Source organism: Bacillus sp. JNUCC-22 (assembly GCF_018861275.1).
GTDB lineage: Bacteria > Bacillota > Bacilli > Bacillales > Bacillaceae > Bacillus > Bacillus velezensis.
The window spans coordinates 1910259-1924810 of sequence record NZ_CP076408.1; the positions used below are offsets into that span (position 1 = coordinate 1910259).

The following is a 14552-nucleotide window of genomic DNA, read 5'->3' on the forward strand; positions in this document are numbered from 1 at the left end:
TCATTTTATATATTTTAAAGAAATAATGCTTTTCCCTAAAAGTTCAATTGAATAGAATCAAGCGCGTTCTCTTCTTCCTCATTGCTGCCGCTCAATCCGATATGTTCAATTAGAATGCTTGGCTGTTCCAAAATCGCCGATAGGATGTGTAAATAGTCGTTTGATAAAACCTCGATTCTGCTTTTCTTAAACAGTTTTTTCGAATATTCAAACAGTCCGTGATAGTTGTCGCGGTCCGCCTGAATCGACAAGGTCAAATCGAATTTGGCAACCGGATGATGAAATGGATACGGCTTGAGTTGAAGGGAATCGAAAGTCAATTCAGCATGATCAAGATTTTGCAGCACAAACATCGTATCGAATAAAGGATTGCGGCTTGAATCTTTTGGAAGATGCAGATGCTGAATTAATTCTTCCAACGGATAGTCTTGATTTTTATAGGCGTTCAGCATGTTTTCTTTTACTTCATTTAAGTAGGCATCAAATGTTTTACGGCCCGCCGGGTGATTGCGAATGACTAACGTATTGACGAACATTCCCACGACCGGCTCTACATCCAGATGAGTCCGCCCGGCAGATGGCGTTCCTACGATAATATCTTCTTGTCCGCTGTATTTGGATAAAAGAATCGTATAGGCTGCCAATAAAATCATATACAGTGTTGCTCCTGTGTCTTCTTCCATTTGGCTTAAACGCTGTTTCAAGTGTTCGGGTATAAGAAATTCAAATGATTCGCCTTCGTAATCGCGTATGGCAGGTCGCTCATAATCCGCAGGAATATCCAGTACAGGAATATCACCGTGAAACTGATCCAGCCAATACGCTTCCTGGCTCTTGATGTTCCGTTTCTGAATGTCCGATTGCTGCCAAACTGCAAAGTCTTTATATTGAATAGAGAGCGGGTCCGGTTCGTTCCCCTCGTAGATTCGGCTTAAATCTTTCATCAGAATATTGACGGACACGCCGTCAGAAATGATATGATGCATATCCACCACAAGCAAGTGCCGCGCAGGTTCAATTTCAATCAGTCCGGCCCGCATCAGCGGCGGCTTGGCTAAGTCAAACGCTTTGATGAAATCAAGCACACGGTCTTCCGCTTCTTCTTCGCTTGCTTGAATTCGTTCTATCGTAAAGTCGACGTTCTGATGAATACGCTGTGCCGGCTCGCCTTCATATAAATCAAAGCTGGTACGCAACGCTTCATGACGCGCGATTAATTTTCGGAAAGCGGCGTTTAACCGTTCGGGATCGATCGTCCCTTCCACATTCATGGCACCCGTCATATTGTAAGTCAGCTCGCCGCCTTCTGTGTGACTTAATAAATACATCCGCCTCTGAGCTGAAGAAACCGGATAATATGGCATTTCCTTTGCAGCCGGAATCGGTACATATCGATTTTTGTCCATGTGCAACGCCTTGTCAGCCAATTGTTCAATGGTAGGAAACTTGAATATGTCTTTGAGAGACAGATTCACATCCAGCTCTTTGTGAATTCTGGCGGCTAAGGCAGCCGCTCGGATGGAGTTGCCTCCGAGATCAAAGAAATTATGTTTGATCCCCGCATGGCTTATTCCGAGCACTTCCTTCCATAAATCTGTCAGTTTGGACTCCGTCTCATTACCCGGCGGAACATATTCAGCTGTCTGCTGCAGACTCGATTCTGGTGCAGGCAGTGCCTTACGGTTTATTTTCCCGTTGGACGTTAACGGCATATGCTCCAGATGGACAAAATAGGACGGAACCATGTAGTCCGGAAGCCCCGATGACAATTGTTCCCTAAGCTGCGCAGCCGCTATAGGCTTGTCGCTTACGTAATACGCGCATAATTGTTTTAAGCCGTCTTCTTCTTCTTTCACTGTAACCGCGGCTTTTTGCACCGCTTCCGCGTTATGCATCGCTGCTTCAATTTCACCAAGCTCGATTCGGTGTCCCCTGATTTTGACTTGTTCATCAACGCGCCCAATATATACAAGATTTCCGTCCTTCAATCGCTTAGCCAAATCCCCTGATTTGTACATCTTCGCTCCCGGGACATACGGGTTTTCAACAAATTTCTCTGCCGTTAAATCCGGGCGGTTCCAATACCCTCTGGCAACACCCGGTCCGCTGATATATATTTCGCCGATTACCCCGATCGGAACCAGGTTTCTGCTTGCATCGGCCACATAAATATCCGTGTTGGCAGCCGGAGTGCCGATCGGTACAAATTCCCGCTTGTCCCGTTCTGCGTCGAACTGATAAATCATACATCCGACGACAGCTTCCGTCGGTCCGTATTCATTGAAAATGTCCAGCCGGCCTTTAAACTGCTCGCTGACACTTTTGGCCAGACGGGTGCTTAAATTTTCTCCGCCGACAATCATTTTCCGTATTGCGGTGCCGCCAGCGATATTCATCTCCTTGATGACGTGCAGATGTGCCGGGGTCAATTTGATCATGTCTATTCTTGAGTCCCGCATAATCTCAGAAAGCACAGCGCTTTTATCTTCGCCGTCAAAGACAATGATGGTATTTCCCGTAACCAGCGGTGTAAATATCGAGGTCACAGTCAGATCGAAAGAGATGGAAGAGTATAATGGGAAGTTGGTTTTCTCACCTCTTACATAAACCTCTTTCGCCCACCAAATATAATCAGCCAGTCCCTGATGCTCAATGAGTACACCTTTTGGGTTTCCCGTCGAACCTGACGTATAGATCATATAGGCCAAATCATGCACATCGCTGTCCGATTCAAGATTCGAGTGATCCTCATGGTATGAGTTTTCCTCATCCAAAAGCACAACGTCACCATCATACGGTAATTGATCCAGCAGGCTGCGCTGTGTCAACACAACCTCCGCCCTTGAATCTCTCAGCATATATTGGATCCGATCTTCCGGATATTCAGGATCAATGGGCACGTATGCGCCGCCGGCTTTCAGAACAGCCAAAATTCCGACAATCAGCTCGATCCGATGCGGGCAGATGATGGCAACGAATTGATCCGCTTGTACGCCTTTTGTCCGTAACGTCCGCGCCAATCGGTTCGCCCGTTCATTGAGCTGTCTGTACGTATACCGCTCATTGCCAAAAATAACGGCTTCATGATCGGGACTCTGTTCCGCCTGCATTTCAAACCACCGATATACCGTTTCCTTATGCGGATACGGCGTCTTTGTGCCATTACACTCCGTCAGCAGTTGATGCCGTTCGGTTTCAGACAGCATAGGAACGGAAGACAATGTTATCTCCGGCTGCTCAGCAAGGCTGTTTAAAATGGCGGTATAGTGTCTGGTAATCTGTTCAATGGTGTCTTTTGTGAATCGTCCCGGTTTATAATCAAAATGCATCTCTATCTGTTGACCGGCATCTTCGATCGTGAGCATCAAATCATATAAAGAGACCCCTGGATTTCGTTCTTTCACTTTAAATGTACATTCATTGTGCCGGATTTCATGAAATTCAATGTTTTGAAACACAAACATCGTGTTAAACAGAGACTTTCCGGTTGTTTCCCGCTGCACATTTAATTTCTCCACAAGCCGGTCGAATGGATAGTCTTGGTTTTCGAAAGCGTCAAGCGTCTGCCGCTTTACTTCTTCCAGATAATCCGTAAACGTTCTATTGGCGTGCGGCTTCGTCCGGATTCCGATGGTTTGTATGAAAATACCGATGATTTTTTCGATATCCGGATGATTTCTTCCTGAAGCAGGCGTGCCAACGACAATGTCTTCTTGTCCCGTATATTTATGAAGCAGCACATTATAGGCGGCCAGAAGCACCGTATAGAGAGTGGTTTCCGCCTTTTGTGCCAAGTCTTGAAGCGAACGGATGACATCCGGCTGTAAGGAGCATGTCACACGCTGTCCCTCAGAAGACCGTTCTGCCGCTTTTGAACCGTCTGTCGGCAGGTCAAGGATGGGAATTTCGTCTTGAAATTGTTCCAGCCAATATGTCGCCTGCCGCTTCATGGCATCGTCATTCAGCCGTTGGTTTTGCCATTCTGCGAAATCTTTATATTCAAATTCAATGTCCGGTAATGGTTTCTGATGATATAAAGCCAGCAATTCATTTGTAAGGATGTTGACGGAATAACCGTCCGAAATGATATGATGCATATCGATGAGCAGTTCGGCCTGCTCGTTTTCAATCTTGATCAGCTCCGCACGAACTAACGGAGCTTGGTCCAGGCGGAACGGTTTTACAAACCGGTCTGAATAGGCATCAAATTCATCCCGGCTCATTGTCCGGACATGAACGTTAAAATCAACTTCGTTTTCAAGTTTCTGAACGATATCGCCATCTATAATGTCGAAAGACGTGCGAAACGCTTCGTGCCGCTGCATCACTTGTTGAAGAGATGAGATCAGGGCTTGCTCATCGTACTTCCCTGTTATTGATATGTGGCCGAACATATTTTGCGCCAGCTGATCCGGTTCCAGTTGGTGCAGGAAATATACTCTTTGCTGTGCCGGCGATGTCGGGTAATACGCTTTTTTCTCAGCAGTCTTCATCGGGAGGTGTACGACTTTCGTTTCGTTCTGAATGAAACGTGCTAATTCCTTAACAGTCTGGTGATTGAAAAATTGTCCGATGGAAACCTTTTGATGAAATGTCTTCTGAACTTTGGAAAGCATAAGCGTCGCCTGGAGTGAGTTTCCTCCCAGAGCCAGGAAGCGATCTGATCTGCCGACCCGTTCAAGGCCGAAAAGTTCCTCCCAAATCCGCGCCAGCTGCCGCTCCGTTTCATTTACCGGCGCCTCGTAGGCTTCAGTAAAATTTGCCGTATTGCTTCCTATTGAAGCGATCCGCTTCTGGTGTTCGGCGTAAAGTGCTTGTAAATCATGCTGTTCTTCATCGGAAAACATCATCATGGCGTCAAGAGGGATTGAATCTCCCTCAACCATTTTTTGCAGCAATTTTGTAAAACCCGCTCCCCACTTTTTCATGATTTCCGGACTGACGACGTTCGTATTAAAGTCGAAATCAAGAACATATTCTTGATGCGCGTCTGTTATGTTAAGAAATAAATCGTACAGGGTGCATTTTACTGGGTATGCTACGGGCTCCGCCTCCGCCTTTCCGAAATGCAGCTTTCGAAAAGGCCTGTCTAAATTAAAGATAATACGCATATCCGGCACTTGATCGTGCGGAAGCTCTCTGGCCACCAGTGCCATCGGGACGGCTTGGTGCCGCATTGCAAGATTCACGCTTTCTTTCATACTGCCAAGATAACCGGATAAAGTGCTTTCTGAAGAAGACGTGTTCTTCACCGGAATCATATTGACGCAATTTCCAATCAGATCATGCTGTTTCATATGCGATTGACCTGCAGCGGGGATCCCGATCACAAGGCCTGACTGTTTGGTAAGCCGGTGCAGAAAAAGATGAAATGCACCCAGCATCGTCACAAATACGCTATTTTTCATCTGAATGCTTAATGACCTTAAAGCCTCGCTCAATGGCCGTCCAAGCCTGACGGTACACCGGTCTCCCTCATACCCGTTCGGATAACGGACAGAATCTGTGCTTGGCAGAATTGGCTGCTGTATCGGTTCAGAGAAATGACGCCGCCAATAACGGACCCCTTCTTCATACTGGCCGCTGTCAATCTGTTCCTGCTGCCAGTCTAAGTATTGGCGAAACGAAACATCTGCCTCTTTCGGTGAAATCGGTTTTCCTTGTACTATTGCCGCGTAGTTGCTCTCCAGTTCTTGAACAAAAACGGCGATTGACCATCCATCGGCGATGATATGATGGAACGTGAGCACAATCAGATGTTCATTGTGAGCCGATGTAAGCACATGGATTCTAAACAAAGGCTTTTGTTCATGGAAATGAAACGGTCGCTTGGCATCTTCTGTCAGCCATTTTTGGATTTCCGGCTCCCGATGTTCATGCGGGAGACCGGTAAAATCAATGACTGGTATTTCTATATTCATCCGTTCCTGCACTTGCTGTACCTCGTCATCGGGATGAATCACCGTACGTAAAGCTTCATGACGGTCAACGATATACCGGACGGCTTGTTTTAATGATGTATACTGCAGTTCGCCCTTCACTTTCAGCATAATGGACTGGTTTAAAGCGGCGGAAGCTTCATTCCCGTAATGGGATGCCATAACCAACTGCTTTTGTTCAGGTGAAAGCTCGCGCGTCCCGGACTTTTTACGGCCTCCGCCATCAGGGGAATCCGGGCCTTCCGGAATAAATCCGCCTCGGCGAAGATCCTCCACCGTGTCTTTCACCGCTTGAATAATATTTTCGATATCATCCGCGGTATGTGCCGCAGACAAGAAGCAGTTGCGTCCCTCCCATACATAGACCCCTTTATAGTTGAGATGGTAAAAGAACAAGTCATTATCAAGCGATGAGACAAACCGGAATAAAGAACCGAATCGAACCATGCGGATAGGCACTTGCGCTTGTTCGAAGCAGTGATTCAGCTCATCGACCAGGTAGGCTGTTTTTTGATTAAGCTGCTCATACAGATGTTCTCCCTCGGTTTGTAAATGGCGAAGGACGGCTAATGACATCCTCATGGTAAGCGGGTGAGTATTGAAGGTGCCGGCCACAAACGTGCGTTTCGCCTCGTCTTGCGGGTAGGAATCGTCCCCATACTGCCAGGTACCCCCGTCGATCGCATTCATGAACTCAGCTTTTCCGGCAACTACCCCTAACGGCTGTCCGCCGCCGATGATTTTTCCGTAGGTCACTAAATCAGCCTGAATGCCGAACCATTCCTGTGCGCCGCCGAGACCGATCCGAAATCCGGTAATTATTTCATCCATAATCAGAGCTGTTCCGGATTGCTGCGTGATCGCCCGCAATTCTTTCAAAAATGCCTGCGGCTGCAAATCCGGTCTGCGGCTTTGTACCGGTTCCACCAGTACGGCTGCCAATTCATCACCAAGACTGCGGATCACGTCCAGCGAGTCGGGATTGTTGTAATGTAAAATAATCAAATCATCCATAAAGCTCTGCAGTATGCCCGGGGCCAGCGGATTCGCAGACGCAGCCCCGCCTTTTGTGCCGGCAACCCCTAATACGCCGTCAAACGTCCCGTGATAAGATCCTGAGAACGCCACGACTTTCTTTCTTCCTGTTGCCGCCCGCGCCAAACGCAGGGCAACCATGACGGCCTCTGTTCCGGAATTATAGAAAGCGACCCTTTCCACGCCGGTACATGTTCGGATCCGGTCGGCAACTTCACCGGCGACATCTGACATCGGGCCGAGCGGAGGCAATGATGAACGGGTTGAATCATCGATAACCTGTGTAATAAAGGAAGGATGATGCCCGAAAAGGTTAACCCCGAATCCCATGGTGATATCGATATATTCATTTCCGTCAATATCCCACATTTTAGAACCGTCAGAACGTTCGGCGATAATCGGGTATACGATTTCCTTCCAATACGAACGGAAGCTGGACAAATTGCGGTTGTTTGCATGAGCAAATCGGGTGTTGTCCGTATATTGTTTGGAACCTTTCGTTTTATCTGCGTATTTCTTGATGAAATCTTCTAAGTATTGTTTTTGCCGTGCGGTATAGTGTCCCTGATCATTCAGGTTCTGAGGCTGGAAAGGAACATAGGGTTTCGCTTCTTGAGCCGCTTTCTGTTCTGCAGTGACGGTCGGAGGCCCCTGCTTGACAGAAGGAATTGATTTCTCTTGCGCTTTAGCGTATTCTTTCTCGTCGGAATGATGTCCGCTGTTTCTCAGCAAATTAAAGCTATTTAATTGAGCTTGCAAGGCATCCTGAATTAATTGATTTTGAGATGCGATTATTTTTTCGAGCGTATGCTCTTGATGACCATCTCTGCGATCCGATTCAGGCTGCGCTTCTGAAATGACCTGTTTTTCCTGCGCCGGAACATTCTCTTGAGGCGGAGCGGATGCAAAGGACGATGGAACGGTATCAGCCAAGTAATCTATGACACTTTGAAGGTTGGTCAACGTATCAAAAAAACGATCCATCGGGATATCTACCCCAAATTCGTCCGCGATGGCTTTTTTGACCTGTGACAGCATGATAGAATCCATTCCGAGCCCGATAAAATGAGCATTCAGATCGAGTTCTTCCGCTCTGATCCCCGAAGCATTGCTGATTACAGTTTTCAGGAAGGATTCAATGTGCGCCTTCGATTGATTGATATTCAATGCCGCTTCTCCTCTCTTTTCGCCCTCGTTTAAGCGCAACTGGTCAGCTTCAGCCCAGCATCGGCTCCGTTCAAACGGATACAGGGGCAATGGCGTCTTTTGTACAGTTTCACCGGAATAAAGCGCGCGCCAATCGATAACGGCTCCTTGCACAAATAATTCGGCTGCGCGATGCAGCCATGTGATCCGTTCATCTTGCGTACGCAAACGCTGCTTAATCAGAGCGGCTGCTTGTTGATTCAGCTCTTCTTTATGAGCAGGCAGCATTTCCTTCATATTCTTGTAACCGATGTATACACCGGGAAGGTTTCTGTCTCCCTGAATCAGGCGGGTCAGCTTATCCGATAGTTCTTTTTTACCGGATACAATCATGGCAATGCCATGATCCAAATGAGCCCTGCCCGTACTGGCTGTATAGCAAATGGACTTTAATGAAGCTTGGCTGTCATCCGATACATATTGCCGGTACTGCTGTGCGAGTTCATAGAGTGATTTTTCAGTATGAGCGGATAAAACAAATAGGTGCGGCTCATGTTCATCCTCGGGTGCATACTCACTTTGAGAAATATATTCTTCCAATACCACATGAGCGTTCGTTCCGCTAAAGCCAAATGAGCTGACTCCGCCTCGCAGCGGCTCATCACCAGATGTGAACTCCGAAACTTCCTGATTCACATAAAATGGTGAAGAGTGAAAATGAATGAGCGGATTAGGTTCATTAAAGTGCGCTAACGGCGGATTTTTCTTGTGATTCAGCATGAGGACAGATTTGATCAGCCCGACAATGCCTGCCGCTTCAAACAAATGACCGATGTTCGATTTAACAGAACCAATCGCACAAAATTGTTTTTTTGCCGTATACTTTTCAAACGCTTTACAAAGCCCGTTAAATTCAACCGGATCGCCGAGCTTCGTTCCGGTGCCATGCGCTTCGATGAAAGACAGTGTTTCAGGGGCAATGCCCGCGTCTTTCCAAGCCGTCTCAATGACCTCAGTCTGAGCTGCCGGATTCGGTGCTGTAATCCCGGCGGTTGTTCCGTCTTGATTCATCGCGCTTCCTTTGATTACGCCGTAAATATGGTCTCCGTCGCGAACAGCATCCTGCAAAGGTTTTAGCAGGACTGCGGCCGCGCCTTCACCTGTGCCCGTGCCGTCTGAATCTTTGCTGAACGTTTTCGTGTACCCGTCCGAAGATTCCATATCAAGTCCGATACAGATCGGCAAGAGCGATGTCCGGATACCGCCGGCAAGAGCCATTTCACAATCGCCGGACATTAAAGATTTACATGCCATATGAACGGCGGCAAGCGATGAGGAGCATGCCGTATCCACTGTGACCGCCGGCCCTTTTAAATTTAAGAAATAAGCGATTCGGCTGGCTAGCACGGAAGGGAGATTGCCCACGATATATTGATGAAGTTCATCCGGATAATTCGCAGAAAGAAGACGTTCATAATCGTAGCCCACCTTCGAGTACCCTGCATATACCCCGACACGGCTCCCGTTCATGCTGCCGCCGGCATAGCCCGCATCTTCAATCGCATGCCATGCAGACTGCAAAAACAGTCTTTGGTTAGGGTCCATAAACTGAGCCGCTTTAGGAGCTAAACTGAAGAACGAATAGTCAAAGCGGTCGATTTCATCTAAATAGCCGCCCTTCACAAACTGACTCTCATTGAACTCGCTTTGGATGGACTTTAAATAATCCGCCGCATCTTTCAGCCGGGATTCGGGGTATTCTCGAATGCTGTGCTCACCTTTTTCAAGCAGATTCCAAAAATCACTTTTCGTTGACGCTCCCGGGACATTGAGCGACATCCCGATAATGGCGATATCTTTCGGTGTCACATGGCTTGGTTTCGCGGCCGCGTCCTGCTTGATTTCAGCCCGGCTTTCAGACAGATATGCCGATAAATCAGTGATAGAAGGATACGTAAAGAGATCTGAAACGGCAAGCTCGCGTCCGAATTTCTGTTCTATGCGCTCGGCAATCTGCGATAACTGTAATGAATTTGCTCCCATATCAAAATAACTGTCAGCGAGGTGAACCTTTTTCCCGTTGAGCACATCGGAAAAGATAGACAGCAATTCCGTTTCTATCTCATGAATGGGTGTCTGTCCGGATGTTTCCGGACTGCTCTCCAAACATTCATTGATGGCGGCAGACTCTGTTGAAAAATTCCCTGCCTCATACTGTCTGGCAAGTTCGTAGCGTTTAACCTTTCCGCTGGTTGTTTTAGGGAGTTTTCGGATCGGAAGGACTTCTTTTATGCTCCAGCCGCCCCGCTTGTACAAATGCTTTTTTATCTCTTTGACAAGCGGTGCGAATTTTTCAGGTGATTTTTTGTAAACAACAAAGAGCACAATTTCTCCGCTTTGCGTCTTTTGATCATATACACCGCAGGCGGCAACCCTTCCTAAGTCAACCTCTTCCATTTCAATCGCGACCCGTTCAATATCGTGCGGGTAGATATTTTTTCCGTTCACGAAAATAATGTCCTTTTCTCTTCCGGTTACGACTAAGTTACCACTTTCACTAATGAATCCGAGGTCTCCCGTTTTTACCCAGCCGTCAGAAGTCAGCGCTTTTTCCGTACTCTCTGGGTTGTTATAATACCCTTGCGTCACATTGTCTCCTTTGATCTGGATATGGCCGATGATTCCGTCTTCTACTCTTTCATTTGTTTCATCGGAGATCCGAAGCTGACAATAGTCAATAGGTTGTCCCACCTCGACGAATGAAGCGCAATTTTGGTCCTCTTTGCTGACGTTTACAGCTCTTTCACCAAGATTTAAATAGTCACGATGCAAATAAACGGGAACGAATTCTTTACCTATTTTAGAGAACGCTGCGCCGACCGACGCTTCCGCTAAACCGTAAACATTCAAAATGGCGGATCTTTTCAGATTGAATGGTGCGCATCTTTTCAAAAATTCGTCACACAGCTCCGGCAATATCGGTTCTGCACCGTTTGCGATGACCTTGATGTGGGATAAATCCCAGTCTGGTTCGTTTTTCAGAAATTTAAGGAAGTAGTTGTACCCGAAATTAGGAGATGATAGAATACTGGCTTTATGTTCATGAGCTTTTTTCATCCAAAGAATAGGTCTGCGAATAAATAACTCTGTAGGCATCAGATTTTGATTGATTCCGGTTATGAAGGGAACAAGGTGGCAGGCGATGAGCCCCATATCATGCGTTAAGGGCATCCATGATAAGAAAGAGTCTTTCGAATGAACGTGTAGGGCAGTGCCAATGGCACACGTGTTATGTATTAAGTTGTGATGCGTTAACATGACTCCTTTTGGATCTCCTGTCGATCCTGAAGAAAATTGGATAAAGGCGAGTTCATCCGCATCAGGTTCATAAAATGAAGCGGGGTAATCGTAGGTTTGATCTTGAATGACGTCAGATTTTTCGTTTAATTGATGATGGAAATTCTGTAAATCGTGTTCTGCAGCGTATTTCTTTATTTTGTCCAATACTTTTTCAGAGGCAATCAGAAAGGGATGATTTAATATATTCCAAATGCGCCAGACCTTCAGTTTATGGTCATCATCTTCTCCGATACTGACCGGAACCGGGATCATTCCTCCTAATATACAAGCCCAAAAAGCAACGACAAATGATTTGTTTTCTTGGATTTGAAATACAATTTCCTGCTTCGGCTTAATGCCGAGATGCTGTAAATAGCCAAGATACCCTTGCGCCTCTGCAAACAATTGGCGATAAGAGACAACCGTCTCGTTTTTATCGGATTCGATAAAACGGATCCCGCGATCAGAGATATTGCTTCTTTCCCGAATGACATCTACTAAGGTTTGGAATTGACTGGTATACATAGGTCCCCTCCTGGGCGCTTTATTTTAAAATCCGCAATTCTTCCCAATCCGGAAGCTGTTTAGCCTCGCAAATTAATTTGCATAAATGGATCGAATGTTCGAGCTCTTGTTCTGAGAGCTCATTTTCATGTCTTTCCATTCTCTCTTTCAGCTCTTGGATTTGCGTAAATAATGGCATCGTCATATTGGAATAAGCCGCTGAATCCTTGTTGTAATTTCGCGCAATGACGGATTGAATCATCAATTTATTCAGTTGTTTTTTGCGTAAACGGACAATATGTTTCTTTCTTTCCGCTGAATTGGAAAGCAAGTGAACATCAGATGTCTGTCCTAAGGGATAAGGTACAATGTGATTCGTTGTTTTTCTCAGTAGACCGGCTAAGACATTGTTCGGACCCATTTCGATGACTTCTGTGACTCCGTGTAAAAGCAAGTAATGCATCGATTCTGTCCATCTAACCGGCATCGTTATGTGCTGCTTGAGATGTTCGCTGATCGAATTTCCGCTGCTGTAAGGGCGCGCGGTGACATTTGAAATGATCGGCCATGCGGCATCCCGGAAGGAATACCGGTGTAATACAGTCTGGAATTGTTCGGAGGCTGATCGTATCATCGAACTGTGAAAAGGCGCACTGACATTCAAATAAGTGTATGCCGCACCCTTTTCCTCCGCCATCTTGATGACACGTTCCACAGCTTGCCGGTGTCCGGAAATCACATGCTGCTGTTCTGAATTCATGCAGGCTACACCTGCCGGAAAGTCTTCCGTCGATACTTTCGAACATATTTCCTGCAACGTTTGGAGAGAGAGCTGTGTCACGGCGGCCATCGTCCCCTGCTGCTGGGGATCCGCATTTTGCATAAGAATTCCCCGCTCCCTTACAAGTGTAACGGCATCCTGAAAAGAAAGGGCGCCGGCACAGACAAGCGCTGAATATTCGCCTAAGCTATGGCCTGCCAGGAAGCGGGGCTCCACCCCTATTTCCTGCATATACACTTGAAAAGCAATCACACTGACCGTTAAAATAGCGGGCTGCGCGTTCATTGTCTTTGTCAATTCATTCATATCTCCGTTAAAACACAGTTTTTTTACATCCAAGGAGATCGCATCGCTCGCTTCTTCAAACAATCTCTTTGCGAGCACAAAATCATTCCAAAATTGTTTGCCCATTCCTACAAATTGAGACCCTTGTCCAGGAAATAAAAAGGCAAGATTGTTCATGAGATTCCTCCGATCATATTGAACAGGGGATACAATATCCTACAAAATATCCCTTTATCTAACATCCTAGCATGATTATAACAAATGTGTATAGAATACTTTCGGAGGAGTTATTGTTCGTTTTCACAAACGAATTAGATATATTTATTCATAAAATAAAACATGGGGATTTCACCGAAAATCAGTCTTAAAGAGAGATGATGAAAGCCGGGGTGGAGCCTGTTACCGGCTCTTCTTCACTTCGGACGCGCTCTTCATGTTTCATATGTTTTAGGGCTATTGGCATTATTGTGTCAGAAATTACATATTTTCTGTTTATTGTAAAAAATCATTTGTATATCTGTGAAAGATTGTAAACTGATTGCGCTTGATTATAAATGTGGTGCAAGAGATGGATCTGGATGGGGAAAATCCGCAAGGACGAAATACGCCGCAGAACATGCGAATGACCCTGCCCGGATACCGATTGACGCAGTAAATCGGCCTATTGAGTGAACAAGGTTTTCAGGCATAAAAAAACAGCCGTTCAGAGCGGCTGTTTTTTTTAAAAGTATAAGAACTATTGAGCGGTATACCCGCCATCCATGACTACGGCCTGACCTGTGACCCCTTTTGCTTTGTCGCTGGCCAAAAATACGGCGTAATCAGCGATTTCCTTCACTGACAGCAGCCGTTTTTGGGGAACGAGCGGAAAGATGACGTCCTCAAGCACCCGCTCGTACGGTACATTCCTTGTTGCGGAAATGTCCTTTAACTGATTGCGGACAAGCTGAGTGTCCACATATCCCGGACAAAGCGCATTGACGGTAATGCCGTCAGCCGCGCCTTCAAGTGCGCCGACTTTCGTTAAACCAATGACGCCGTGCTTGGCGCTGTTATATGCCGCTTTCCCGTGAAAACCGATCAGTCCGTTGACAGACGCCATATTAATGATTCGACCGAATTGCTGTTTTTTCATAATGGGAAATGCATGCTTCATTGCGATAAATGGCGCAGTCAGCATGAGACGAATGAGCCGTTCAAACTGTTCGGTGGGAAATTCCTCGATGGGCGCGACATGCTGAATGCCCGCATTATTCACAAGGATATCGAGACGTCCGAATTGTTTCTCGACCGTCTGCAGCATGTCGGCCACTTGCTTTTCATTTGTTACATCGCATGTGATGCTGACTGCTTCACAGCCTTCATCTTTCAGTCTTGCCGCCGCTTCTTTCCCCGCTTGTTCGTTTACATCAGAGATGATGACGGCTGCTCCTTCACGGGCGAATTCTTTTGCGATTTCAAGCCCGATTCCTCCGGCTGCTCCTGTTACAACGGCTGTTTTTTCAATAAGCAATGAATGCATG

3 protein-coding genes are annotated in these 14552 nt (G+C 46.5%); all 3 read right to left on the bottom strand.

The genetic code is table 11. The features are described 5' to 3' along the window. Positions 1–35: 35 nt before the first annotated feature. The 3 genes from bamA to JNUCC22_RS09235 all read right to left on the bottom strand — a co-directional run bounded on the left by bamA (position 36) and on the right by JNUCC22_RS09235 (position 14551). Positions 36–11984, bottom strand: coding sequence for a bacillomycin D hybrid PKS/NRPS BamA (gene bamA, locus JNUCC22_RS09225; RefSeq protein WP_216062298.1), 11949 nt, complete (start codon positions 11982–11984; stop codon positions 36–38). A gap of 19 nt (positions 11985–12003) precedes the next feature. Beyond that, positions 12004–13206, bottom strand: a complete 1203-nt coding sequence (gene bamD / locus JNUCC22_RS09230; protein WP_216062299.1) for a bacillomycin D biosynthesis malonyl-CoA transacylase BamD — start codon at positions 13204–13206, stop codon at positions 12004–12006. Positions 13207–13765: 559 nt separating this feature from the next. Further along, positions 13766–14551 carry a 3-hydroxybutyrate dehydrogenase gene (locus JNUCC22_RS09235; protein ID WP_014418050.1) on the bottom strand — a complete coding sequence of 262 codons (786 nt, stop codon included), beginning with the start codon at positions 14549–14551 and terminating at the stop codon, positions 13766–13768. Between the last annotated feature and the right edge of the window lies 1 nt (position 14552).